The 24242-nt window shown below is 58.2% G+C and carries 23 protein-coding genes; 13 read left to right on the top strand and 10 right to left on the bottom strand.

Annotation, left to right across the window (positions count from 1 at the left end):
* Positions 1-19: 19 nt before the first annotated feature.
* A complete protein-coding gene (locus tag Q9S52_RS04130) occupies positions 20-1093 on the top strand; it encodes an endonuclease/exonuclease/phosphatase family protein (protein ID WP_304708256.1) in 1074 nt (357 codons plus the stop codon).
* On the opposite strand, the gene Q9S52_RS04135 is transcribed toward Q9S52_RS04130, so the two are convergent.
* From Q9S52_RS04135 to Q9S52_RS04175, 9 genes are all read right to left on the bottom strand, one after another.
* A complete protein-coding gene (locus Q9S52_RS04135) occupies positions 1083-2087 on the bottom strand; it encodes an NADH:ubiquinone oxidoreductase (protein WP_304708257.1) in 1005 nt (334 codons plus the stop codon). The two genes, Q9S52_RS04130 and Q9S52_RS04135, sit on opposite strands and share 11 nt — an antisense overlap.
* A gap of 78 nt (positions 2088-2165) precedes the next feature.
* Positions 2166-3767 carry an NADH dehydrogenase subunit gene (locus Q9S52_RS04140; RefSeq protein WP_304708258.1) on the bottom strand — a complete coding sequence of 534 codons (1602 nt, stop codon included), beginning with the start codon at positions 3765-3767 and terminating at the stop codon, positions 2166-2168.
* Between the two features lie 13 nt (positions 3768-3780).
* The gene (locus Q9S52_RS04145) at positions 3781-5199 is read right to left on the bottom strand and encodes a proton-conducting transporter membrane subunit (protein WP_304708259.1); all 1419 of its coding nucleotides are present in this window, start codon (positions 5197-5199) and stop codon (positions 3781-3783) included.
* Positions 5200-5213: 14 nt separating this feature from the next.
* A complete protein-coding gene (locus Q9S52_RS04150; RefSeq protein ID WP_294592706.1) occupies positions 5214-5846 on the bottom strand; it encodes a hypothetical protein in 633 nt (210 codons plus the stop codon).
* 322 nt (positions 5847-6168) lie between these two features.
* Positions 6169-7086, bottom strand: coding sequence for a respiratory chain complex I subunit 1 family protein (locus Q9S52_RS04155; RefSeq protein ID WP_297628182.1), 918 nt, complete (start codon positions 7084-7086; stop codon positions 6169-6171).
* Between the two features lie 13 nt (positions 7087-7099).
* Positions 7100-9037 carry a proton-conducting transporter membrane subunit gene (locus Q9S52_RS04160; RefSeq protein ID WP_304708260.1) on the bottom strand — a complete coding sequence of 646 codons (1938 nt, stop codon included), beginning with the start codon at positions 9035-9037 and terminating at the stop codon, positions 7100-7102.
* Positions 9038-9053: 16 nt separating this feature from the next.
* Positions 9054-10064 carry a glycosyl transferase family 90 gene (locus tag Q9S52_RS04165; protein ID WP_370648989.1) on the bottom strand — a complete coding sequence of 337 codons (1011 nt, stop codon included), beginning with the start codon at positions 10062-10064 and terminating at the stop codon, positions 9054-9056.
* Between the two features lie 11 nt (positions 10065-10075).
* Positions 10076-10840, bottom strand: coding sequence for a 16S rRNA (uracil(1498)-N(3))-methyltransferase (locus Q9S52_RS04170; protein WP_304708262.1), 765 nt, complete (start codon positions 10838-10840; stop codon positions 10076-10078).
* 145 nt (positions 10841-10985) lie between these two features.
* Positions 10986-11234 (bottom strand): hypothetical protein, encoded by a 249-nt coding sequence (locus tag Q9S52_RS04175; protein WP_304708263.1) that lies wholly within the window; start codon positions 11232-11234, stop codon positions 10986-10988.
* A gap of 86 nt (positions 11235-11320) precedes the next feature.
* Here Q9S52_RS04175 and Q9S52_RS04180 point away from each other — a divergent pair, with 86 nt between their 5' ends.
* From Q9S52_RS04180 to Q9S52_RS04235, 12 genes are all read left to right on the top strand, one after another.
* Entirely contained in the window at positions 11321-12199 is an 879-nt protein-coding gene (locus Q9S52_RS04180; RefSeq protein ID WP_304708264.1) for a porin family protein, read from the top strand.
* 29 nt (positions 12200-12228) lie between these two features.
* Entirely contained in the window at positions 12229-12756 is a 528-nt protein-coding gene (locus Q9S52_RS04185; RefSeq protein ID WP_304708265.1) for a methylated-DNA--[protein]-cysteine S-methyltransferase, read from the top strand.
* An 87-nt stretch (positions 12757-12843) separates the two neighbouring features.
* Positions 12844-13992: a glycosyltransferase gene (locus Q9S52_RS04190; protein ID WP_304708266.1), complete on the top strand. Its 1149-nt coding sequence runs from the start codon at positions 12844-12846 to the stop codon at positions 13990-13992.
* A complete protein-coding gene (locus Q9S52_RS04195) occupies positions 13983-14570 on the top strand; it encodes an RNA polymerase sigma factor (RefSeq protein WP_300726048.1) in 588 nt (195 codons plus the stop codon). The genes Q9S52_RS04190 and Q9S52_RS04195 overlap by 10 nt, the downstream gene beginning before the upstream one ends.
* Positions 14571-14580: 10 nt before the next feature.
* On the top strand, positions 14581-15189 hold the full coding sequence (gene rsmG, locus Q9S52_RS04200; RefSeq protein ID WP_294592723.1) for a 16S rRNA (guanine(527)-N(7))-methyltransferase RsmG: 609 nt from the start codon (positions 14581-14583) through the stop codon (positions 15187-15189).
* 113 nt (positions 15190-15302) lie between these two features.
* A complete protein-coding gene (rpmH, locus tag Q9S52_RS04205; protein WP_027290172.1) occupies positions 15303-15458 on the top strand; it encodes a 50S ribosomal protein L34 in 156 nt (51 codons plus the stop codon).
* A 132-nt stretch (positions 15459-15590) separates the two neighbouring features.
* Positions 15591-16721, top strand: coding sequence for a CofH family radical SAM protein (locus Q9S52_RS04210; protein ID WP_304708267.1), 1131 nt, complete (start codon positions 15591-15593; stop codon positions 16719-16721).
* Between the two features lie 435 nt (positions 16722-17156).
* The gene (locus Q9S52_RS04215; protein WP_300726055.1) at positions 17157-18107 is read left to right on the top strand and encodes a PASTA domain-containing protein; all 951 of its coding nucleotides are present in this window, start codon (positions 17157-17159) and stop codon (positions 18105-18107) included.
* Between the two features lie 7 nt (positions 18108-18114).
* On the top strand, positions 18115-19221 hold the full coding sequence (locus tag Q9S52_RS04220; protein ID WP_304708268.1) for an RluA family pseudouridine synthase: 1107 nt from the start codon (positions 18115-18117) through the stop codon (positions 19219-19221).
* Between the two features lie 133 nt (positions 19222-19354).
* Entirely contained in the window at positions 19355-19828 is a 474-nt protein-coding gene (ndk, locus tag Q9S52_RS04225; protein WP_294594181.1) for a nucleoside-diphosphate kinase, read from the top strand.
* A 300-nt stretch (positions 19829-20128) separates the two neighbouring features.
* On the top strand, positions 20129-22216 hold the full coding sequence (locus Q9S52_RS04230; RefSeq protein ID WP_300726062.1) for a hypothetical protein: 2088 nt from the start codon (positions 20129-20131) through the stop codon (positions 22214-22216).
* Positions 22217-22255: 39 nt separating this feature from the next.
* Positions 22256-23422 carry a quinoprotein amine dehydrogenase gene (locus Q9S52_RS04235; protein WP_304708269.1) on the top strand — a complete coding sequence of 389 codons (1167 nt, stop codon included), beginning with the start codon at positions 22256-22258 and terminating at the stop codon, positions 23420-23422.
* A gap of 80 nt (positions 23423-23502) precedes the next feature.
* On the opposite strand, the gene Q9S52_RS04240 is transcribed toward Q9S52_RS04235, so the two are convergent.
* A complete protein-coding gene (locus tag Q9S52_RS04240) occupies positions 23503-23985 on the bottom strand; it encodes a hypothetical protein (protein ID WP_304708270.1) in 483 nt (160 codons plus the stop codon).
* Positions 23986-24242: the final 257 nt, after the last annotated feature.

The raw sequence follows: 24242 nt of genomic DNA on the forward strand, positions 1-24242 counted from the left end.
GTTCACTCTTACGGTTTCTATGATGAAACATCTGTTACACATCCTTTTATGGAGCCTCTCGACACTGGTCGCGGGGCTTCTTCTTTTGCTCGGCCTCTTCTGGATACGAGAGTGGCGACCGGCTCCGGTCGAGGTGCTCGACACGACTGCAATAGCGGACGACGAGCCTGTTTTACGGCGCGGCGACACGGTGCGGATCGTATCGTGGAATATCGGCTATGCCGGACTGGGCGACGACATGGATTTCTTTTACGACGGAGGAAAGCGGATGCGCACGTCGCAGGCCAGAACCGTCGAAAATCTGCAACGGATTCTCCGGTTCCTGCAACGGACGGCAGACTCGGCAAGAGTGGATTTCATCCTCTTGCAGGAGATAGACCTCGACTCGCGACGGAGCTACGGCATCAATGAATACGACTCGCTGCGGCGAGCGCTGCCGAGATATGAGAGCTGGATGGGATTGAACTACGTCGCCGATTTCGTGCCGATTCCGCTGACCGATCCGATGGGCAGAGTCAAAGGCGGCGTGGCGACTTTCAGCCGGTGGCGACCGGAGCGAGTGGTACGATACGGCTATCCGAGCGGTTTTTCCTTTCCGATGCGGCTTTTCAACCTCAAGCGCTGCCTGTTGAGCGCTGCGATTCCGGTGCGGGATACGGCGACCGGACAGCTCGACACGCTCTTCGTCAACAACACCCACAACACGGCTTACGACACGGGAGATATGCGGAGCCGCGAGCTGGCTTTTCTGCGGAACTACCTGTCGGATAAGCCCTACAGCATAACGGCGGGGGATTGGAACAGCTGTCCGCCGGGATACCGGCCGAGTCGGGCAGCGCTGGAAGACGCTCATTTCCGCCCGTTTCCGATCAAACAGACCGATTTTCCGTCCGACCTAAGGTTCGTTTACGATTCCCGCACCCCGTCTGTGCGCTACGACTACGAGCCTTATCGAGCGGGAAGCACGACGACAACGGTGGTGGATTTCGCCTTGTGCGGGCCGGGAATCGAAGCGGTGGGGTGCGAAACGATCGACCTCGAATTCAAAAATAGCGACCACAATCCGGTGGTCGCTACTTTCGTCATTCGATAGTCTTCCGCTTTTTGTTTTTTGGGAGTACGGTCTCTTCAGGTTCGGGGATTTCGCTCGCTGCCGGAACCGCTTCGATCTCCTCCTCCGCAACCATCTCCTCGCCCTCCTCTTCTATCACCTCCTCCTCATCCGTCGCCGGCGGCGTTTTCCGCCACCATCGAGCCACCGCCGCCCATCTCGCCTTTTTCGGTTCCGCAGCCGTCTCCTCATCCCCACCCTCTTCCACCTCCGGAAGCGGCTCCAGCAGAGCCCGCACCCCGGTGATAAAGGTCATCGGATGGGCCGGATTGCCCGGCACATAGAGATCCGGCGTATGCCGGTCGAAAAAATCGCGGTTCACGGCCGGCGATCCGGCGAACAGGCCGCCCGAAATCGCATCGGCTCCCACTGCAATCAGAAGTTTCGGCTCCGGAATCGCCTGCCAGGTAATTTCGATCTCCCGCGCCATGTTCGCAGTCACCGGCCCGGTCACCACCATCCCGTCGGCATGGCGCGGCGAAGCGGTGAAACCGATCCCGTAGCGTCCCATGTCGAAATTGACGTTTCCGGCCGCCCCGAGCTCCATTTCGCAGCTGTTATCGCCCCCGGCACAGACTTCGCGCAGCTGCAACGACCGGCCGAACAACCGTTTGATTTCCGGTCGCACCGCCTCCTGATCAAAAAACCACTCGGGCTCTTCCCCCTCGGTCACAACCAAGCCCTCGCGGGTCGGAGCGGCCAACCGGTAGTCGTTGGTGAAGCGTACCTGTTCCGGAAACTGCACGGCGCACTCGCCGCAAAAAAGACACTTCCCCAAATCGAGCCGCATTTTCGGATCGAACGAAATCGCCCCCGTCGGACACAAGGCGCACAACTGCGCCCGCTTAGCCGCCGTCAGCCGGGCACCGGTCAGCACGGGTCGCCCCCGAAACTCGTCGCACAGGGTCACTCGATCCAAGTGCTTGATATATTGGGTGCCATGCTGTAACAACACCCGAAAATTGGTCAATAACATATCTCGTTCCGCTCTATTTGGTTAGAAACCGGGCGCGCCTCTCGCGCCGCCCGCATATGGACACCGCGCTGAAAGCCCCTACAAATCGTGTCCGCAATAAGAAAGGTTAAAGCTCTTATTACTTACCGGAAAGTCCGAAATCTGAGCGCCCCGGACCGAAAGGGCCAGCATCATCCAGTTATGCAGCGAGGGATCGAAAATCCGATACCCCCGCAACTCTCCCTTGCGATCGGTCAGAGCGACATGGCATATTTCGCCCCGCCACCCCTCCGTCACGGAGACGACCAACGCCTCCGGAGCCAGCGGCTGCCCATAGTCCGGCGCGGGATAAGCTTCGAACCACCGCCCCGCCAACTCCTTGCACCCGGCTCCGATCATGGTGTACGAAACCTCCGCCTCCCGCAACCGCATCTTCAGGCGAGCCATCAGGTCGCCGTTCATCCCGTCGGCCTCCGCATCGATCATCACCGGTTCGAACCCCTCCAACGGATAAAAAGCAAAAGCCCGCCGCGCATCCCGCGCCACGCCCGCCATCCGGGCCGCCGGCCCCACGGCTCCCACCTGCAACGCCTGCCGCCTCGTCACGGTACAAATCCCCTCCAACCGCGACAGTACCGACGGCGTAGAGAGCAGATCGCGCCCCACCATCCGATAGCGTTCCATCACTTCGGCCAAAGTCGCCTCGATGTACTTCGCCCGCTCCAGCGTCAGACGATGGTTCGCCCCGAACGGACGCACCAATCCCTTTCCGAAACGATTCCCGCACCACTGCTGCATGGCATTGATGACCAGCGTCCGGAGCGCCTCGCAAGCCACATGCCCCGTCTGGTAGCCCAAGTCCATACACAACGCGGCCGTATCACCGATGTGGATCGCCAACCGCTCCATCTCCAACGCTACGGCCCGTTCGCAACGGATCAATCCGTTTCCCTCCCACTCACCTCCGGCTCCCGACTCCAGAATACCCGCCAAGGCAGTCCCATGCCCGATCACGGTATCTCCGGCAATCGTCTCGCCCAGCAACATCTGCCGCAGCCGATGCGAAGTCCCCGTAATCCCCGCCTCGACACCCCGATGCTGGTATCCCAAGGCGATTTCGAGGTGGACGATCCGCTCGCCGTCGCACAAAAAACGGAAGGCGCCCGGTTCGATAATCCCCGCATGCACCGGCCCGACATGCACCTCGTGCAGCTCGTGCCCGTCGATCGAATAGAAAGGATAGGTATCGATCCGATCCCGCTGCCGGAAACGGTCGAACGGATAGCGGAGCGGTTTGTCCCACGGCGTCCCGACAAAACGAACGCCATACCGCTCCGCGATATCCCGTTCATACACGTGCAAGGCCGGAATCTCCGCCGCCAACGACGCCAATTCGCCTTCGTCGTGGTAATCCCGAACGTATTTCGCCGCCAGCATATCTCCCGTCTCGTCCCGCGCCACCAGGGCATAAAAAGTCAACCCGGATATCCCCTCGCCTGCATCCGCTTCGCCCTGCGGCACGGCGAAATAGGCCACACACCGACTCCCCTCTGCCGCCGAACCGGTCTCGTCCAGCAACAACCGCCGCATATCTTCGGCAAAAGCCGCATAAGGCAACTCCGGAATCTTCCCCTCGGAAAAAATCCCTACGCCGCCCGAGGTCGCCGGACGACACACCGCCCATCTGTCCAATGTATTCATTCCCATCCTCGTATTAATATGCAATCGAATCGATCAGGCCGACCAGCTCCGGCGCCTGCCAAACTCCCGCCACAAAGGTGGCCAACACCATCAGCAACAGCACCGCCGAGAGCCACGGATTCCGGCCCTCGATCCGCACCCGCGACAAATCGACAGGCCGGAACAACAACGGCAACAGTTTGGAACAGAGCCAATAGATGACTGTCACCAAGAGCAGCGCCACCGGAATGAAAATCCACCACCATCCCTCTCCCAGCAAGCCGGTCAGAATGAGGTACTCTGTCCGGAAGAGCACCGACGGCGGCACGGCGATCAAGGCGATCAGACAGCACACCAGCACCAGCCCCCCCAACGGATCGACCCGGAAATAGCCGCCATTCCGCGCCACCCGGTAGTTGCCGAACATCTTCCCCACGACGCTGAGCTGCATCAGAAACGAACCCTTGATCAACGTATGGGCCAGCGAATGAAGAACTGCAGCCCACACACCGATCCCCCCGATTCCCAATCCCAGCATCATCAGGCCGCTGTTTTCGACCGTAGAATAGGCCGCCAAACGTTTCAAATTACGTGTCCGTCCCAAATAAACCGCCGCCATCAGGAGCGACAAACCGCCCAACAGCAATAGTACATGCCCACACCAAGCCGCCACCTCCGGTGCCCCCTGCATGGCCTTCCAGACCCGGAAAACCGCGACGAATCCGCCGCCGACCAACGCCGACGAGAGAAATGCCGAAGTCGGCGTCGGCGCGCTGTGGTTGGCATCCACACCGACGGTACAAAACGGAAATATTTCGAGTTTCGAGCTATAGCCCACCACGATAAACAGAAAGGCCAGCCGGATATAGAGCGCATTCCCGGCCCCCGAAGCAATGGCCTGCGTCAGCCCGGCATACGACAGGTCGGCCTCTCCCTCAGCCGCCGCGGCCACGGTGCTCAGCAGCAACACGCCGAGGTAAGCGATCGCAATCCCTACGGAGCTGATAAAGATGTATTTCCAGGTAGCCTCCAAGCTGCGCAAGGTGCGCCGGTGATAGGTCAACCCCGCCGCCGCGAGGGTGGTGGCTTCGAGGAAAATCCAAGTCACGGTGATGTTATTGGCGAAATAGACGCCGGTCAGTGCCACGTTCAGCGCAATCAACGAAATCAGGTAGATCTTGTACTCCCGCAGGTTCTCCTGGTCGAGATAGCGGCTGCTCTGCCAGCAACAAAGCCATCCGACGAGCGCCATCAAGGCATAGTAGGTCACCCCCAGCGTATCGAAGGTGAAGTAGAAGGCTGTCGTCGTCCCGCGGTTCAGCACGGCCCAAACGGCGAACGCAGCCTGCACGGCGAAAAAGAGACCGGCGAAGAACTGCACGTAGGCCCGCTGACGCGCCACCCCCACGAGCAGGGCGAGCACCGACGATAGAATAAAAAGATGAATCAGCATATAGCGTTAAGGAATCAGTCTTTGATGGAAGAGAGTTTTTCGTTGTCGAGGTTGGGCAGCCGTTCGCCGATCTTGGAGAGGAAGAGTCCGAGCATCAGGACACCCATCAGGATATCGAGCAGAATACCGACATTGACCAGCATGGGCAATTCGGTTCCCACAGCGAGCGAGAAGAGGAATACGGCGTTTTCGATCACCAGAAACCCCACGAGGTGTGAAAATATCCGTTGCCGCGAGGTGACGAGCACGAGCCCGGTCAAGAGTCCGAAGAGCGATACGCCGAAAAAGAGGGTGTTGAGCTGCGAGTCATCGACCCACCGGGTGATCGAGAGGCTCACGACGAGCACCAGGGCGGAGAGGAGCAACGATCCGAAAGCGGACATGGCTCTCCTGCTCACGCGATTGATCCGGGTGCGCCGGATGATCCGAAAGAGCAGATACGGCACGAGTATCCCTTTGCAAGCGACGGTCTCGGCAATCACGAAGATTTTGGTTCCGAGTCCTTCGCCGGGCCCGAGCTGCATCAGGGCGATCCCCATCAGCAACCACCCTTGCATGCCGACGATCCACGCATAGTGCCGAAACCTTTCGGTGACGGCGGCATAGAGTAACGAAACGGCATATATAATAATGAATAGCAACAACATAAGGGGTTGTTATTTAATTGTTCGTCTATTTTTGGTCGCGCCGCCCCGGGCTACCGCGACCGCGGCGAGGGAGCATTGTAGAGCGTCGGCAGCCATGGTTACAGTTGGGCGGCTGGGGTCAGCGGCATCTACGGGATGCGTATGCGTTTCGATATGACGAATACCGGCCCGCATACGACAACCGATCGGGGCTACTGTCTTCAGTTGCGTTGCCTCTCGGAATAAACGGGGCGTGCCCGCGGTGGGCAATGGGCAGCCTCAGCCCAAATCCTCGTCCCATTCTTCGTCCGCGCATCCGCAGCAGACAATAGAAACCCCTTCCCTAACTCAGCCCGCTGGTCATCAGTACATAAGCCACACCGAAACCCAACAAACCGATCGCCGATACGGTCGCCAAATAGGTGGCATTCTTCGTCATCCGATTGCGAGCCATCAAAGACTCCACCGCACCGACCAAAACCCCGTAACCGGCCATCGCCACCAAAAACCAACCCGCCAGCATCCATCCCTCCACCTGGCCCGGAACCACCACATTCACCAGCAACGCCCCCCAGATCGAGAGTTTCAACCACCCCGCCACCTGAATAAACGCCAGATCCACCCCCGACAAATCCAACACCATCGCCTCGTGCACCATCGTCAGCTCCAGATGCGTCCGCGGATCGTCCACCGGCAACCGGCCGTTCTCCACCAACGCCACATTCAAAAAAGCATACCCCATCACCAACGAAAGCATCAGCCAATCCATCGACACATTATCGAACGTAGCGAAAATCGAACTGAACGACCCGTAGCCCGTCACCATCGCCAACGTCCCGACCAGCAGGAAGAAACACGGCTCGACCAACATCGAAAACAGCACCTCGCGCGCCGACCCCATCCCCTGGAAACTGCTTCCGCTCTCCAACGCCGCCAGCACCAAAGCCAGTTTCCCGAACCCCAGCAAATAGGCGAACAGAATAAAATCCCCGTAAAAGCTCACCGCCGCCGGAAAAATCCCCAACGGCAAGAGCAACACCGCCCCCAGCGTGGTCGCCAGATAGAGCGCCGGAGCCGTGCGCGTAAGCCAGGTCGCCGACGTGCTGTAAATTTCGCCCTTCTGCAACAAAACACCCACGGTCAGCAACGGCTGAAAGAAGCGAACCCCCTTGCGCCCCGCCAGCCGTGCGCGGGTCTTATTGATAACCCCCTTGATGCACACCGCCGATACCAGAATCAAAAATAAAGGAATGATAAACATAACCGTCGAATCGTTACAACGCCCCGCAGAGCGACAATATCAGAATCAACACGAACAAAACCAGCGCATGAAGCACATAGTGGTTCGTCTTTCCCGTCTGGAAGAGGGCCAGCCGCGCCGTCCCCCGCCGCAACAGATGCGCGAACCAATGGGTCACCGCCCGGGCCGTCGTATCGCGATCCTCTGTCGAGAAAGCACGCTCTGCCGGAAAGATCTCCTCTTCCGGCAAGGCCGACGAGGTCGCCTCCCGCTGCCGATCGCCCCACATGGTCTGCAACTCGCGGTTATACGACGATGCGGTGTACTGCATCCGCTTGTCCGGCGCCGTGAAAGCACACCCCCACGTCGACCGCCGCACGCTCGCGACCCCCGCCCTCCGATTCAGCCACTGTTTCAAGAAAACCAACCCGACGGTCAGCAACACCACCCCCGCCATCACCCCCTCGACGATCCACATCCGGTCGATCATCGACTGGGCATAGTACCGCGCCCCGAACAGCACATCGGCATTTTCGAGCACAATATAAGGATAGAGCACCGGCCCGGCCAAAATCCCCGCCAAAGGCAGCACCTGCGCCAAGAGCATCACCGCCCCCACCTCATGCGCCTCCCGCGCCGCACATCCCCTCGGATTTCCGAGAAAGGTAATCCCGTAAGCCTTCGTAAAGGTCATCAGGGTCAAGCCCCCCACCAACGCCAAAGCCACAATCCCCGCCACCGCAACTGCGACCATCTCGCCCCGGGTAATCGCCCCGAACAGGCCGTCGAAAAGCACGAATTCCGACGCGAATCCCACCAGCCCCGGCACCGTACAGATAGCCATCGTCGCCACCAGAAAGAGAATGCCCGTCACCGGCATCCGCCGAAGCAATCCCCCCAAACGGTTCATATCCCGATTATGTGTCGCCGCTACCACCGATCCCGCCCCCAGGAAGAGCATCGTCTTGTAGTTGGAGTGCCCCAGCACATGCAACAACGCTCCGCCGAACCCCGCATAGGCCAGAAAGTCGCTATCGACCGACCGTCCCAACAGCCCCAGCCCGATCCCGAGACAGATTATCCCGATATTTTCGATCGACGAATAGGCCAACAGCCGTTTGATATCGGTCTGCACCGCCGCCCGGGCGATCCCGAAGACCGCCGTCACCGCCCCCAGCACGAAAACCAACAGCCCCATGGCAAAGATTCCGTCCGGCGTCAAAGCCAAAGCCGACCGCACGATTCCGTAGATCCCCATCTTGATCATCACCCCGGACATCATGGCCGAGACGTGCGACGGAGCCGCCGGATGAGCCACCGGCAACCACATGTGCAGCGGGAAAATCCCCGCCTTGAGTCCGAAGCCGACCAGAAAGAGCAGAAAAGCCGGTACGGTCATCCCCCGTCCGGCAAAAAACGCCTCTCCGCCCTGCGGCGCCACGAAGCCGCCCAACAAGAGGAAAAAGCCGATGTGCATCAGAACGAGATATCCCACCGCCGCATGCAAAACCTCTTTCCGTTCCCCGTCGAACATCACGAGCACGAACGAGCTGAGGGTCATCAACTCCCACCAGAACAAGAAGCCGTAGGTATCCTTCGCCCCGATCACCCCGAGCATCGAGTAGAAGAGCGCCACTAAAGCTGCGAAATGCAACCCCGTCTGCACCTGATTTTTCCCCGTCGCATGCCCCGGCAGGTATCCCACGGTGTACACCGAGCACGCCACGCCGCTAATGGCCACGGCCAAGGCAAAAACCCCTCCGATGGCATCCATCTCGGGAAGCACGAAATCGCCGGCCGGCACCGTCACCCCGGCAGGCAACACAATGGCCGTCACTCCCGCCACCGCCGCGAACACAGCGCCGACGGCAATCACCACCGCCGCCACGATCCCCTGGAACCGCACGCCGGGAACGGCAAAAGGCAGCAAACTGCCCAGTACCAGCATCGTAAATATATTGGTCCAATCCATAATCAGTATGATTGTTCTATCGCCCGGCCGACCGTTCGGTCGTTTCGGGGATCAGTTGTCCGGTCATCCGGAAATATTTCTCCAACACCAACAACGAAATTATCCGCTCCCGCCGTTTGTTGCGGAACTGTGCGATATACTCGTGCGCATGGGCCGCTATCCGCTCCGCCTCCTCCGGATGGGCGGCATAATAGGCCATTTTCTCCGGCAAATCCGAAAAGTCGTCCCGAATCTCGACATAGTGGTACCCCGGCACGAGCGTTCCCTCCATAAACCAAGTCTCGTACTTCGGCCGAGGCATCACCGCCAGCGAGTTGGAAGACATCACCCACTTCAGGTTGCTGGCCACGTCGTTCCCCTCCAGCGTCATCACGAATTTATATTTCAAATGCTCCCACAGCGAGATTTTGGGCCTCATCCACTCCTGCGGACAATCTCCGGCCGACGAAATAATGCCGCAATCGCACACTTCGCTCCCGTAATAGCGCTCCATAAACCGCGCCCGATGCGGTTTGGTCGTCCGATTGACGTCGCCGCGAAAAATCGCCCGGTCGAGTTTTCTACGGAACGGCATCCGGTCTTTGAGGAAGGTAAAGTGCCTGATTTTATCCAAATTGAGCAGAACGGAAAAAGCGTTCGCCGCCCTCTCCTCCTCCGCCGCAATCGGGCGGCTCTTCACCACCGCCGGCCACTCCGGCACATAGGTCACGTCGCCCGGGCAAACCCGCCACCGCAGTTCCGGATCGAACCACCGGGTGAACTCTTTCGTATCAAAATAATAGACCGAATTCATCCCCTTGCGCATATGCTCGCCCAGCCGCGGTGAATCGCCCGGCAAAACGACCGGCGCGTTCAAGCGACAATAGTAATTCACCCGCCGTTCGATATAGTCCCAGTCCTTCCGTCGCCGAGCCCGCGCCAACACCCGCTTCAACCGCCACCGCAGCCAGACGCCCGGCACTGCCTCGCGCCACAGACAACCGACGTAATAGCGTAATTTACTGTTTTTTCCCGATCCGCAGTGCATCCCTTTTCGTATCAATCGTTTCTCGTGGTGTTTTCCGCCGCCAATTGCGCCATCGCTGCCGCCATCACCCCCGCCGTCTCCGTCCGCAAGCGGCTCTCCCCCAACGAGACAGGGAGAAAGCCGACACCCCTCGCCGCCGCGATCTCCGTCGGAGAGAAATCCCCTTCCGGCCCGATCAGCACGCAAAATTCCGCGCCCGAGACATCGACCGCCGCGTCGCGCAAAGCGGAAAACAATGCGATCCGCTCCGCCAGCGGCGTCCCCTCGTCGCAATAGGCCACAAAACGACTCCGATACAACGTATCGGCCGCAGCGACGAAATCCCGGAATGCCGTCGCCTCGTCCAACCGCGGCACGTAAGCCTTAAGAGACTGTTTTACTGCACTAAGGACGATCTTCTCGCCCCGATCCCGACGAACGGTCTTCCGTTCGGAATGCTCGCACACGAGCGGCGTAATGCGATCGATCCCGATTTCGGTAGCCTTCTCCAGAAACCATTCGTATCGGTCGATGTTTTTGGTCGGCGCGATCGCCACATGCAGCCGATAAGGCCGCCGACCATGCTCCGCCTCGCGCGACAAAATACGCACTCGACAAGCTTTCGGCGTCGCCCCCGCCACGATCTCGGCCTCATACCACCCGCCGCATCCGTCCGTCAGCCGCACCCGGTCGCCGCCCCGCAGGCGCAACACGCCGGTCGCATGGCGCGCCTCGTCGTCCGCCAGCGTATAAAGGTCGGCTCCGTCCGTTATATCGGGTATATAGAATAGGTGCATGCCGGGGCTAAAAAGTCGGTGCTTTCCGGACAAAAATACAACGGAAACCCGATACACACCAAAAAAATAGAGCAAAAACCCGCACACGAAACGCCCCGTCACGGCACCGGTCGTTATCCCGTCAGCGTCTGTTCTGCCATTCCGTTTATTCCGAGAGGCAACGTAACTGAAAACCGTAGGCGCGGGCACCCATATTGATTGGATTGATCCCTTGCGTATGGAAAACTAAATACCGGCTCCGGTAGCGGCCTCCCGAATAGTAAGACATGGGTGACCAGCAGAATCCGTTGTCGCCCACGGCACGCAGTATGCCGTCTTCGTCGAGGCGGTAGCCCGGGGCGGGGCCGTTCGGCCCCAACGACAATGCCACACCGGCCGAACAAGCGCAAAACACGACCGGCGATTGCCATTTCTTCCGAATTATCGTATATTTGTCCTACCGGTTCTCCGGAAGCCATCTATCCTAACGATATGAAAACCATGCAAAAACCCTTACACCTGCTCTTCGCCCTCGGCACCCTCTTCCTGCTCCGGCCGGCAACGGCACAAGAGATCGACAGCACCGAAAGGGTCGGCGGCGGAGCAGATACGATCATCGTGCGGAACATCGGATCACAAAAAAAATTGATTGTAACGCAGACCCCTTCACAGACCAACATCGACCTGATTTCCGGATCGAGCCCATACTCCGGACGCGTGCCCAAACGGTGGAAATGGTACGGCGGCCACTGGTCGGGCGTCGGCATCTATTACAACGGCCTGGTGCGGAACCTCGGCAGCATGAAGTTGCCGAACGGAGCGGAATACCTGCGCCAGAGTCCGAAATCGATCGGCGTGAACGTCAATCTCGTCGACCTGACCATCGTCTCCAACCGCCACTTCGGCCTCATCACCGGGCTCGGATTCGAAATCAACAACTTCCGATTCGACCGCGACATCACTCTGACGCAGGACGAAAACGGCTACATCGTGCCGGACTACCGATACGACAGACCGGGAGTCGATTTCAAAAAAACGAAACTGACCACCATGTACCTCAACCTGCCGCTGCTCGCCGAGTTCCAGTTCGGACGCAGCAAAGCGGGGAAACGGGCTCCGGGCTTCATCAACTTCGGCGTCGTCGGCGGACTCCGGCTCCAGGGACACACCAAAGTGAAATACCTGGACGAGACGGGCGCCAAGCATACCGAAAAACAGCATTCGAGCCTGAACCTGAGAAATTTCCACTACGGCGTAGAGTGCAACGTGGGTTACCGGTGGGTGGCCGTATCGGCACGCTACTATCCGCAGAGTATCTTCGTGAGCGACAAAGGGCCGAACGTACAACAGGTCAATATCGGGCTTTCGTTCCTGCTGTAATCCGTCTCGATCCCTCCGCTCGACACCCGATGCGCTCGGAACCGAAGCTCTACCGCCAGCCCGTCGACACCCCGCTCGGCACGATGATCGCCATCGCCTCCGAACAGGGCATCGCCCTGTTCGAATTCGCCGAAGGGGCACACCTCGAACGCGGCGTAAACGACCTATTCAAGCACCTGCCGCAGGGAGTCGAGATACGGGATGAGCCCCATCCCCATCTCGACCGGCTGCGACAAGAGATTTCGGAGTATTTCGCCGGGAGACGCACCCGATTCGACGTACCCCTCCACCTGCTCGGCACCCCGTTCCAACTCCAGGTCTGGTCGGCCTTGTTACGGATTCCGTACGGTCACACCTGCTCCTACGCCGAAGAGGCCGCCATGATCGGGCGGCCCGCTGCTGTGCGCGCCGTGGCCAACGCCAACGGACGAAACCGGTTGCCGATCCTTGTTCCCTGCCACCGCGTCATCGGCTCCGACGGCTCGCTCACCGGCTACAGCGCAGGGATTCAACGCAAAATCCAGCTCCTGGAACTCGAACGGAACTCGTCGGTGTAAAACACACCTTTTCCCCCGATTTTTTATCGTATATTTGCGGAGCCGCTCCGGCGGATACTCTATAATATATCTTTCTCCCGACTGCGCATGAAAGAGTTTATCGACCAATATCCTCCCTATCAAATCTACCTCACACTGCTGCTTGCTCTCTGCGCCATCGTCCAGCTCGTCTACTGGTTACGCTACGGCCGCGTGGCCACCCACTGGCACAGCCTGCGCGAACCCGAAGGGGCCGGCACACCGCCCGTTTCGGTCGTCGTGGTCGTGGCCGACGACCCGGAGTACGTGACCGAACACCTGCCGAAACTCCTCACCCAGAAACACCCGAACTACGAAGTCGTCGTCGTGGACGACGGGTCGGAAATCGACCTCACCGACGAACTCGTCATGATGCAGGCCCAATACCCCCACCTGCGATTCACCACCATCAAGGCCGACCCCGTCTTCCGGCACAGCAAGAAACTGGCCCTCACCGTCGGCATCAAGGCCGCGCGGTACGACAACATCATCTTCACCGACGCCGACTCGATACCCTCGTCGGACAAGTGGCTGTCGATCATGGCGCGGGGATTCAACGGCGGCCAGTTGGTCGTCGGCTACACCGGCATCCAACGCCGACCGGGCATCGCCAACAAAATCATGCGGTGCCAGCGGCTCACCACCTCGATCCGCTACCTCAACGCAGCCATCCGCGGGCACGTCTACCGCGGGATATACAACAACATCGGCTACACCAAACGCCTCTTTTTCGGCAACAAAGGCTACACCCACCTGCGGATGACCCTCGGCGAAGACGACCTCTTCGTCCAGAAAGTCGCCCCCGTCTGCGCACGGCGCACCAGCGTCATGCTCAACCCCGGAGCCACCATGCGCCAGTTCCAGTGGGGCGGGATACGCTGGTGGCGGGCCGAACAACGCTACCGCGGCGCCGGATTCGACCTCTACCCGGGGCGGGTCAGGGCGACCGTCTTTTTCGAACTGCTGACCCGCGCCTTGCTGATCGCCGCGACGATCGCCCTCGGCGTGCTGCTGCCGCCGGTGCTGTGGATCGCAGGCGTCGGCCTCTTCGCCCTGCGGGAGCTCGCGATGCTCGCCACCGTCCGGATGATTGCCCGGCGGGTGGGCGAACGGCGCATCCTGTGGGCTTACATCGCGCACGACTTTTGCGCACCCGTCGGCGAACTGTTCCACTGGATCGGACGCCGACTCAGACCCAGCCAGCGCTTATGGATATGACCCTACCGCTGCCGAGCGACCAGGAGCTGATCGAACGCACGCTGGCCGGCGACGCCACCTGTTACGAAACCCTCTTCGAACGCTACCGGCATACGCTCCGGGCCGCCGTGCTCGCCAAATGCACCGACGAACGCGACGCCGAAGACATCTTGCAGGAGAGCTACGTAAAAGCCTACTTCAACCTCTCGCGATACAATCCGGCCTACACCTTCGGACAGTGGATCTACACCATTGCCCGGAACCTGTGCATCGACTACGCCCGGCGGAGACGGTCGGCAGGCAACACCCTCTCGATCGACGAGCCCGACGGCGAGCGGCACGGCCGCATCAACCCGCCGTGCGACACCCCGAACCCCGAAGAGCGGATCATCTCGCACCAGAACAGCCGCCAGCTCGACTCCCTGATGGAGGAACTTCCGGCCCACTACCGCACGATGATCGAACTGCGCTTCGTCCACGAATACTCCTACGAAGAGATCGCCGAACAGCTCGCCCTGCCGATCGGCACCGTCAAAACCCGGATACACCGGGCCCGCGAAAAGCTCTGCACACTGATTACCGACCGGAAACTGCTCTGACCCCACACGCATGTCACTCATCGACCGCTACTTTCCCGACCTCACCCCGCGGCAGCGCGAACAGTTCGCCGCCATGCCCGACCTCTACCGCGAGTGGAACGCCCGGATCAACGTCGTCTCGCGCAAAGACATCGACCAGATCGAGGAACACCATATCCTCCACTCGCTCGCCATCGCCCGCACCGGGCTGATCGTACCCGGCGAGACCGTTCTGGATGTGGGCTGCGGCGGCGGCTTTCCGGGAATTCCGCTGGCCGTTTTCTATCCCGACGTCCAGTTCACACTCGTCGACTCCATCGGCAAAAAGATACGCGTCGTACAGGAGATCGCCACGGCGCTGGGGCTCGACAACGTACGGGCCGAACACAGCCGCGTCGAACAGCTGGACGGCGGCCGCAGCCGGTTCGACTGGGTCGTGAGCCGCGCCGTGACCGACCTGCGTACCTTCGTCGGCTGGACCTGGGGACGGACGATCTACGGCATTATCTATCTGAAAGGGGGCGATTTGGACGAAGAGATCGCCGCCGCGGGACGACGAACCGAACAGCTTCCGGTCTCCACCTGGTTCGACGGCGACTTTTTCCAGACCAAGAAAGTACTCGTCCTGCCTAAAAAATAGGCGCTTCGGCAACAGGGCTGTTTGCAGGAACCGGGAAAAAGCGTATCTTTGCCCTGCAATTCCGGCCTCGTGTCGGCAAACCGCGTTGTAAATCAAGAAAATAGAAGATAATCATGAAAAGGACTTTCCAACCTTCGCAACGGAAACGCGTCAACAAACACGGTTTCCGTGAACGTATGTCTACTCCGAACGGACGGCGCGTGCTGGCGGCACGGCGGGCCAAGGGGCGTAAGAAACTGACCGTTTCGGACGAATTCCGTCAGGCATAGGTTATACACCTTCCATTCGATACGGGGGCTTTTTGATCTTCAAGGCCCGTCGAGCCTTCTTTTCCCCTCCGGAGCGGGATAAGGAGGCTTTTTTGTAGGAACCCTCCACTCCGTCTCTCCTTGATTAGTGCCATGAATACTCCGCTGCTTCACCACCTGCACCTCGCACCCGAAGTCGAACAGATCGCCACAGCGCTGCTGAACCCGGAAAATCCGGCGACAGGCCACCGCCTCACCGACGACGAAGCGCTCACCCTGATGCGCCAAGCGCCCATCGCCTTGTTGGGCACCCTCGCCGTGGCCCGCAAACGGCAAGTATCGGGCAACGAGGTCTATTACAATCGGAATATCCACATCGAACCGACCAACATCTGCGTATTCCGCTGCCGCTTTTGCTCCTATCGGCGCGGAGCGGGCGAACCGGATGCCTGGTACCACGATCTCGACGCGGTGGAACGACTGGCCGCCGAACGGCGCGGAGAACCGATTACGGAGGTGCACATCGTGGGCGGGGTACATCCGGAGCACGATTTGGACTACTACTGCGAGATGATCCGGCGGGTGAAAAAGCAGCTGCCCCACGTAGCGGTCAAGGCCTACACGGCGGTGGAACTGCACTACATCATCTCCAAAGCGGGGCTCACGCTCGCCGAAGGACTGCAACGGCTCAAAGAGGCAGGCATGGAGGCGATTCCGGGCGGCGGAGCCGAGATCTTCGCACCGGAAATTCGGGAACGGATCTGCCCCGAAAAACCGACGGCGGAAGAGTGGCTCGCCACGCATGAAGCGGCGCACGGCTTGGGCATCTCCACCAATTGCACGATTCTCTACGGGCACATCGAGAGCTATGAACACCGCATCGATCACCTGCGCCGGCTGCGGGAGCTACAGGATCGGACTCATGGATTCGATGCTTTCATCCCGCTGAAATACAGAAACCTGCACAACTCCATGTCGGCGGTGGGCGAGGTCTCGCTGCCGGAGGATATGAAGATGATGGCGCTCTCACGGCTCTACCTGGACAACATCCCGCACATCAAGGCTTACTGGCCGATGCTGGGAATCGGAGCGACGGAGCTGGCGCTCTCGTTCGGCGCGGACGACATCGACGGCACCATCGACGACACGACCAAAATCTATTCGATGGCGGGGGCGGAGGATCAACGACCGCGGCTCTCGACGGAACGAATGGAAAATTTGGTGCGGGCAGCGGGATTCGAACCGGTGGAACGAGACACGTTCTACCGACCGGTCAAACATTAATCTTTTTATTTCGTTCGAATATCCGTATTTGCCCCGGCTGATACTGTTCTTTTTAACTTCGCTCCGCTCGTTTTCCTCCTCGCCGCTCGGCAATTGGCAAACTACGTTTGCATTGCCCTCGCTGGCAGCGTCGGTTGTGAACAAAAAGAACCAAAAAAACTTCAGAGCGCATCCCTGCGGGATGCTCTGGCCGTGTCTGCCCTTGGGTTGGGCTGGATTTTCCGGTGTGGCGCGCTATTATGTGGCGAACTACCTTTAAGCGCGCCCACCAGGAAAATCACAGCCCAACGAAACAAGGCGGAGAAAACACGTGGTCGGCCCACCGGGACGACCTCTGCAAAAGTTCTTTGCGCCGCTTTCTTACAAGAAAGCGGCAGTTCCATGCGGCACAAAGAACCGATAAACGAACAAATAAAAAATGTAACTTTGTGCGTTATGTCACCGACACCCTTTCCCCCTACCCCTCGCCGCAACGGCGCCCCCCGGAACCCCCGCAAGACACAATTACCCCCCGTGCTCGCCCGCATGCTCGACACCATCCGCCGGAACATCATCCTGCGGAATATCGTGATGGCCCTCTGTATCGGCATCATCCTCTATTTCGTCGTCAACCTCGTTCTGAACATCTACACCCGTCACGGGCAACGGATCATCGTGCCGACCATGATCGGGCACACCTTCGACGAAGCACGAAAAATGAGCGAACAGGGAGCCTTGCGCTTGGAGATCATCGACTCCCTCTACATGCCGAAGCAGAAGCCCGGCCAGATCCTCGACCAGAGCCCGAAACCCGGGATGGGCGTCAAGAAAGGGCGGCGCGTATTCCTGACCGTCAACGCCTTCCGGCCCAGAACCGACGTGATTCCGTACGTGACCGGCTACTCCTTGCGACAGGCCAAAAACATGCTCGAAACCAAAGGATTCGAGATCGAGCGACTCGTCTACCGATCCGACATGGCCACCAACAACGTCCTCGACGAGCTCTACAAAGGCCGATCGATCACCCACGACTCGCGCACCAAAGCGGAACTCGGATCCGGCATCACCCTCGTGGTCGGCGTCAACCACTCCTCGCCCCTGCCCCGGATTCCGAAAGTCATCGGACTCACCTTGCGCGAAGCCAAGAGTCGGCTGTGGGAAGTCGGACTGAACGTCGGCAACATCAAATTCGACTCCGGAATCGGAACCAACGACACCGAAGACGCCCGCGTCTATCGACAGGAACCCAACCAGCAGAGCCGGACGGACTACGGCGGGAAAGTCTCGCTGTGGCTGACCTTGGATACACAAAAGATCGCATCGTCCTCCAAAAGCTCGGACGCAGCGACCCGGCGATATGCCGTAGACGAAGAAGAGAGTGCCGATAATGACCGGGAAAAAGAGTAACCCACCGATGACAAAGCCGGACAAACCCCTTGCCGTCGGCGAACCGACGACCCTCGACACCGACGACATCAGCGAATTCGGCGACGAACGCGAAGACGAACTCTTCGAACACTTCAACGTCGTGGCCGACAAGGGGCAAGGACTGCTGCGGCTCGACAAATTTCTGGCCACCCGGCTCGAAAACACCTCCCGGAACCGCATTCAGGCCGCAGCCGATGCCGGCAACATCCTCGTCAACGGGCAACCCGCCAAATCGAGCTACAAAGTCAAACCCCTCGACCGGATATCGATCGTGCTGCCCTACCCGCCGCGCGAACTGGAGATCATTGCCGAAGACATTCCGCTCGACATCGTCTACGAAGACAACCGCCTGATCGTCGTCAACAAAGCCGCCGGAATGGTCGTACACCCGGGACACGGAAACTATACCGGCACCTTGGTCAACGCCCTCACCTTTCACCTGCGGGGCCTTCCGCTCTTCGAACAGGGCGACATGCGGGCCGGACTCGTCCACCGGATCGACAAAAACACCTCCGGACTCCTGGTCGTGGCGAAAGACGAGCGGACACACGCCTTTCTGGCCCGGCAATTCTACGACCACACCATTCGACGCATCTATCACGCATTGGTGTGGGGCAACTTCGACGAAGACGAAGGGACGATCGTGGGAAACATCGCCCGCAGCACCACCGACCGAATGCGCATGGCCGTCTTTCCGCCCGACGGGCCGGTGGGGAAACACGCCGTGACCCACTATCGGGTCTTGAAACGGTTCGGATATGTCACCCTCGTCGAATGCCGGCTCGAAACCGGACGGACACACCAGATCCGGGTACACATGGAGTCGATCGGCCACCCGCTCTTCAACGACGAACGTTACGGCGGCGACCGAATTCTGAAAGGCACCACCTTCAGCAAATACAAACAGTTCGTCGAAAACTGCTTCGCCGCAATGCCACGCCACGGACTGCATGCGCTGAGTCTGGGATTCGTACACCCGGAATCGCGCCAGGAGGTCTATTTCGAATCGGAATATCCGGCCGACTTCGCCGCCTGTATCACCAAATGGGAAGGATATACGGCCGCCCGAAACACATTCGAGGGCGACGAGTGATACGCGTCGCCTCTTTTTTCTCTCCGCCGCCGCGCGCCCCGTTTTTCCACCGTGCCGACCGCCGAATTTCATTCGTCCGAAATAATTGCTATCTTTATCCGAAATTATTCACCCATCAACACCTCAATACCTTATGGGACAGAGAACCTTTACCATCATAAAGCCGGATTCGGTGGGGGGGAACCACATCGGTGAAATCCTGACCATGATCGAAAAGGCAGGTTTTCGGATCATCGCGCTGAAGATGACCTACCTCAGCCGCTCGGACGCCGAAAAATTCTATTACGTACACAAAGGACGGCCCTTTTTCCGGAACCTCTACCTCTTCATGACCTCCGGGCCGATCGTAGCCGCAGTGCTCGAAAAAGAGGGGTCGCAGGATGCCGTGGCCGAGTTCCGCGAACTGATCGGCAAGACCAATCCGGAGCTGGCTGCCGAAGGGACTATCCGCAAAAAATTCGCCGCTTCGAAGACCCGGAACGCCATTCACGCATCGGACAGCGACGAAAATGCGGCTTGGGAAGCCTCCTTCTTCTTCCCGGACAAGGAGATTATCGACACCAAGTACGAGCTCCCGCTTCCGGAAGACGAAATCGACAGCGACTAAACGCTCCTTTCCGATACCTACCCATCACGCCGTTCCTTATTCAGTGAACGGCGTTTTTTTATCCACAAGCCCTCCCCTCTTTCGGCCTGCCCTTCTGCTCGGCCCCTCGTCTCGCGAGGGAGGCCCGGCAGAAGGGCTTTTTTGTTTTCTACCTGATTACAAAACAGTTCGACCCCTCGACAGAAAGACTAATATTTACAAAACTCAAAGTGCGTTTTTTTTTTTTTGTTTAACCGCCTATCTTCGCGGGCGATTTCTACGAAACAGACGTAAAACAATCGCCATTCAAACAAACGCACTATGAGAAAAACTTTTCTTGCAGGCCTTTACAGCCTACTGGTTTTCAGCGCATTGCTACTAATCGGCTGTAAGAAAGAGAACAAATTGCTGACCGATTCCGGCGTGAATGCGCCGAACCAGTTTCCGGTGTACATGACCCGATCGGATTACAACGCCGAAAACACCTACTACATGTTCAACGACGACGAACCTTCGGAGCTGTTTCTGGACAATCCCGATCGGAATTTCTACACCGACCAGACGATCCAGATGACCCTCGACGACGAGCATAATTTCCAGCTCCGGTTCTACAGCCCGCGTTCCCTCCCCAATGTGACGGTCTGGGCAAAGATCGATGGCTACGACGAACAGATCAAACTGTTGGTGCTGGAAAGACTCATGCCATTCCAGCAATTGCGGGTCAAACTGCCCTTCGCGACCGAAAACATAACGGCCTACACCCGCAGCGGCAAAAAGATCCAAATCATGGCCAACCCGCATCTGGCCGGCAGCAACCTCAGCTTCGAAGTCGAATGCGATGCGCCGTACTACAAAACCCTCCAGGCCATCAAATGCCACCGGTATATCGGATTCGGCCGCTATTATCAGCCGAATAACTCCAACTGGGCCTACCCGTTACACGCCTGCCACGCACGGGAAGCGGTGGCTATGGCCCTGAACATGGCCTACATGTATTCGAGTCCGGAATTCGCCTCGGCGCTGCAAAACTGGGGGCCGCTGCACTCGGATAACAACAAAACCGTTGTGGACAAAGACTTCGTGTTGAAAAAAGCGAACGAGCATCGTGCTCTGGTTTTCGGTCATACCACCGGCGTCATGGGACTCGGCGGCGGAGAGACATTCGGGATGCACGAATCCGTCTACTTCGAACAATATCCGGACGACGCCAGCATTACCGAGACCATCTTCCACGAATATGCCCACTGTCTGGGCTACGGCCATGCCGGTAATATGACCTACGAACAAACCGGACCGGGATGGACTTCCTTGTGCGGCAAAGTTTACGAAGAGCTGGGGATCGCAAAGAAACTCCCGGTCTACTCGCGTCGATTCCTGCACAGCCGCCGCTCCAAAACCGCCTATCTGCCCGGCGGCGGATACTACCGCTCGTCGAAACACATCATCGAAGACCCGGAACTCGACGAAATCGACGGGGGGCTGATCTATAAAGGCGAAAACGACCTGAAAGGCGAAAACGGCGAAGCCGTCTCCTTCACGCTGGATCACACGGCTGTTCCGGGCGCTACAGCCGCCACTTTCCAGCCCAAAGACGTCTATGTGTACAACGACTCGTTGTTCATCGTAAACGACGCTAAAGACAATTACAGCGTCGAAATTTTCGACATCAAAGACGGCGCGATCTCGCACCTGAAGAGCATTCGGGAGTGGACGCGGGGCGAAGGGACGACCGAACGCTTCCTCGGCGAACCGAACGGCGTGACACGGGTCAACGGCAAAATCTATGTCACCCATACCGGCAGCCGCACCGAAGTGTTCGACGCCGAAGACCAACATTTCATCGCCTGTCTCGGGAACGGGAAATGGGGTACCGGAGCCGGACAAACCGTCCACGCATTCGACATCGTGGTGTACAACGGCCTGATGTTGATCCACGACAAACGCTGCCTGGTGGTGGCCGAAGAGTCGCTGTCCGATCGGCAGGAACAACTGTTGGTCTATGCCCGCTCGGAAGCGCTCGGCGAGACGAACGGAACCTACGGCATGGCGGTGGACACCACGAGCGGCATCCTCTATGCCACCCATCCCGCCAAACGAATCGACCTGTTCGACCTCTCGCAGGTGCGCGAGTACAAAGAGCTCAAACGCTCGGGTAACATCGCTTACAAGAACTCTCCGTATGCCCTGGATTTCTACGGCAAACAACTGTTCGTCAGCTCGAACGGCGACGAGAAGTTCTGCGAAGTCGATCCGAAAACGGGAACCATTTTGAAGAACTACACCACCATCGGCGGAATCACGTTGCAGGCACCCGAAAAGTTCTGCATCCGGCGCAAAACGCTCTTCATCATCGACCGAATCAAAGGCGGCATGAAGCTCTACGCCATCCCGATGAGCCAGTTGCAATAGAGCGAGAGAGACCTACCCCTGATTAAAAATCGAAAAAACATGAAATTCAATCTTCATCATATCCTGTGGATCGCCTGCTGCAGTCTTCTGTCGGTACAGTGTTCGGAGAACAGCGACCCAGTCGATCCGGATACCAACAGCGATAATTATACCAGCTACTGGTACTACTCCTATGAAGCCGGCACCCTGCTGAACAACGAAAGCATGGGGCTGGAGGCCGGAAAATTCACGCCCTACACGGTGGCACACCGGGGCGACACGCTCTTCGTGGCCAACATCGCAGAAGGGTCGAGTCTGATTCTCTACGACCTGAAGAACAACCGGCCGTTCCGTACCCTCGCCTCGTGGACGGCAAACGGCAAGGAACAGAAATTCACCAGCAATATCGATGCGATCGTCGTGACCGACACACGGCTGTATGTCAATGAACGTCAGTCCTACATCCACGTTTTCGACCTGCCCGACCTGAACTACATCGTCAGCATTGGGAACGGAAGCTGGAGCGGACCGGTATTCCAGACACAGGCTATGGCGGTGAAAGACGGACTGATCTTCACCCGCGACAAGAACGGCACCGTGAGCGTTTACAAAGAGAGCGACGCTGTACCGGAAAAGGCCGGAAAAATCAACCGCTACAAGCAAGCCGGAGCCGGTACTTTCGGAGCCCATAATAACGGCTTTAATTCGCAGTACATGGAGTCCAATGCGGAGGGCAAACTGTTGCTGACGGATTACGAAGGCAAACGGCTTCGAGTGCTCGATCCGACTCTGGTCAACGACGAGATGAAGAACGGGACGGTGATCGACCTGGCCGACCAGACGATGGAAGAGTTGCCGTTCAAACCGAAAACTTTCGCATCTACTGCCGAACGGATGTACTTCACGGGGGATAATAATGGCATCAACATTTACGATCGGGCGGCGAAACAATGGAACAATCCGATCAAATCGATCAAGGGTTTTGCCTTTTCTCAGGCGGCTCGCATCCACAGAGTGACTGACGAGAGCTTCTGGGTGTCGGATCTCACCAAACAAGCAGTGGTCAAAATGGATGTCTACAAAAACGAGATTCGCGAATACTCGCGTATCAGCGACCGGATCATCCGCGTAGATGCCGCCCTGACCTCGAAAGGGATGGAAACGACGCCTGTTTTCGTCGATATCCGCACTCACGAGATCGTCGATCCGGAGATGATCGGGCAATAAGGTTGCATAGGATCTCTGTAAACACAAAGGGAGGACGGTCATATCGCGACCGTCCTCCCTTTTTATTGCTTGTATCTCTGTCAGAAAGTGTACCGCACCTTAAAGGCGGCCAAATCCCACTGAGAATGGGGTGTAAAGTTGATATTGGGTTTATAGTCCACAGCCAGTGCAATCGGTGCCTGAGCGAATTTGTACTCGAAACCGACGGTCGGATCCAACCCGATCGCAAAATCCGAGCTCTGATGCTTGCCCAAGTGAAGCACTCCGATGTTCAACCCGCCGCCGGCATAGAGTTGCAATCCTTTGGTCAGGGGCACATGGTACTGATAGACGGCCGAGAGCATCACCCCTTTACACGGGATATTGTAACCGAACTGGGCCTCGATAGCGTTGCGTGCTCCGAGAAAATGCTTCAGTCCGAAGCCCATATCGGCTCCGAGATTTACACTGACGGCTGTCCGATAATCCTGTGCCTGAACGGTTTGCCAGCCTGCCAGAGGCAGGAGAAAACACAATGCGTAAAATGCTTTTTTGAACATAATAGTGGTAGGTTTGAATTTCATCGTATTTCTATCAAAAACCGTACAAATTTACACCTTTTTCCTCCCGAATTTATGGTAAGTGTAAAAGGTTCGTAAGGAGGCAGGTTTGCGATGTCGGAGGAAAGGCCTCTTGAAGAATAAGGCTTGGTTATCACGATCAAGGCATGGAAAGCCCCAAAGTCTGGCGGTAAAAATAAAAAGGGACTTTCGCCCAATTGCGGGGTCGCAGGAGAGGTTCTTGAATAAAAAAGCCTCTGGTTATCTTACGATAGCCAGAG

The sequence above is a fragment of the uncultured Rikenella sp. genome, assembly GCF_948810725.1.
GTDB lineage: Bacteria > Bacteroidota > Bacteroidia > Bacteroidales > Rikenellaceae > Rikenella.

Coding starts and splice junctions, on each gene's coding strand:
- Q9S52_RS04155 (WP_297628182.1), bottom strand. CDS start 7,086: ATGTTTATCATTCCTTTATTTTTGATTCTGGTATCGGCGGTGTGCATC.
- Q9S52_RS04215 (WP_300726055.1), top strand. CDS start 17,157: ATGTCACCGACACCCTTTCCCCCTACCCCTCGCCGCAACGGCGCCCCC.
- Q9S52_RS04240 (WP_304708270.1), bottom strand. CDS start 23,985: ATGAAATTCAAACCTACCACTATTATGTTCAAAAAAGCATTTTACGCA.
- Q9S52_RS04150 (WP_294592706.1), bottom strand. CDS start 5,846: ATGTTGTTGCTATTCATTATTATATATGCCGTTTCGTTACTCTATGCC.
- Q9S52_RS04210 (WP_304708267.1), top strand. CDS start 15,591: ATGAATACTCCGCTGCTTCACCACCTGCACCTCGCACCCGAAGTCGAA.
- Q9S52_RS04135 (WP_304708257.1), bottom strand. CDS start 2,087: ATGTTATTGACCAATTTTCGGGTGTTGTTACAGCATGGCACCCAATAT.
- Q9S52_RS04160 (WP_304708260.1), bottom strand. CDS start 9,037: ATGGATTGGACCAATATATTTACGATGCTGGTACTGGGCAGTTTGCTG.
- Q9S52_RS04170 (WP_304708262.1), bottom strand. CDS start 10,840: ATGCACCTATTCTATATACCCGATATAACGGACGGAGCCGACCTTTAT.
- Q9S52_RS04190 (WP_304708266.1), top strand. CDS start 12,844: ATGAAAGAGTTTATCGACCAATATCCTCCCTATCAAATCTACCTCACA.
- Q9S52_RS04130 (WP_304708256.1), top strand. CDS start 20: ATGATGAAACATCTGTTACACATCCTTTTATGGAGCCTCTCGACACTG.
- rpmH (WP_027290172.1), top strand. CDS start 15,303: ATGAAAAGGACTTTCCAACCTTCGCAACGGAAACGCGTCAACAAACAC.
- Q9S52_RS04145 (WP_304708259.1), bottom strand. CDS start 5,199: ATGCTGATTCATCTTTTTATTCTATCGTCGGTGCTCGCCCTGCTCGTG.
- ndk (WP_294594181.1), top strand. CDS start 19,355: ATGGGACAGAGAACCTTTACCATCATAAAGCCGGATTCGGTGGGGGGG.
- Q9S52_RS04195 (WP_300726048.1), top strand. CDS start 13,983: ATGGATATGACCCTACCGCTGCCGAGCGACCAGGAGCTGATCGAACGC.
- Q9S52_RS04140 (WP_304708258.1), bottom strand. CDS start 3,767: ATGAATACATTGGACAGATGGGCGGTGTGTCGTCCGGCGACCTCGGGC.
- Q9S52_RS04185 (WP_304708265.1), top strand. CDS start 12,229: ATGCGCTCGGAACCGAAGCTCTACCGCCAGCCCGTCGACACCCCGCTC.
- Q9S52_RS04230 (WP_300726062.1), top strand. CDS start 20,129: ATGAGAAAAACTTTTCTTGCAGGCCTTTACAGCCTACTGGTTTTCAGC.
- rsmG (WP_294592723.1), top strand. CDS start 14,581: ATGTCACTCATCGACCGCTACTTTCCCGACCTCACCCCGCGGCAGCGC.
- Q9S52_RS04235 (WP_304708269.1), top strand. CDS start 22,256: ATGAAATTCAATCTTCATCATATCCTGTGGATCGCCTGCTGCAGTCTT.
- Q9S52_RS04180 (WP_304708264.1), top strand. CDS start 11,321: ATGCAAAAACCCTTACACCTGCTCTTCGCCCTCGGCACCCTCTTCCTG.
- Q9S52_RS04165 (WP_370648989.1), bottom strand. CDS start 10,064: ATGCACTGCGGATCGGGAAAAAACAGTAAATTACGCTATTACGTCGGT.
- Q9S52_RS04220 (WP_304708268.1), top strand. CDS start 18,115: ATGACAAAGCCGGACAAACCCCTTGCCGTCGGCGAACCGACGACCCTC.